1 rRNA gene is annotated in these 591 nt (G+C 55.2%); it reads left to right on the top strand.

What is annotated here, in order from left to right:
* Positions 1 to 591: ribosomal RNA gene (locus FC47_RS10230) — 23S ribosomal RNA — on the top strand; the annotation flags it as partial.

The following is a 591-nucleotide window of genomic DNA, read 5'->3' as shown; positions in this document are numbered from 1 at the left end:
GGGCAGTTTGACTGGGGCGGTCGCCTCCCAAAAGATAACGGAGGCGCCCAAAGGTTCGCTCAGAATGGTTGGAAATCATTCGCAGAGTGTAAAGGCACAAGCGAGCTTGACTGCGAGACAGACAGGTCGAGCAGGGACGAAAGTCGGGCTTAGTGATCCGGTGGTTCCGCATGGAAGGGCCATCGCTCAACGGATAAAAGCTACCCTGGGGATAACAGGCTTATCTCCCCCAAGAGTCCACATCGACGGGGAGGTTTGGCACCTCGATGTCGGCTCATCGCATCCTGGGGCTGTAGTCGGTCCCAAGGGTTGGGCTGTTCGCCCATTAAAGCGGTACGCGAGCTGGGTTCAGAACGTCGTGAGACAGTTCGGTCCCTATCCGTCGCGGGCGTAGGAAATTTGAGAGGACCTGTCCTTAGTACGAGAGGACCGGGATGGACATACCGCTGGTGTACCAGTTGTTCCGCCAGGAGCATCGCTGGGTAGCTATGTATGGATGAGATAAACGCTGAAAGCATCTAAGCGTGAAACTCGCCTCAAGATGAGATTTCCCATTCCTTATGGAAGTAAGACCCCTCAGAGATGATGAGG

The organism is Limosilactobacillus mucosae DSM 13345 (assembly GCF_001436025.1).
In the GTDB taxonomy this organism is placed as follows: Bacteria; Bacillota; Bacilli; order Lactobacillales; family Lactobacillaceae; genus Limosilactobacillus; species Limosilactobacillus mucosae.
This window is presented reverse-complemented; position numbering and strand designations above follow the sequence as displayed.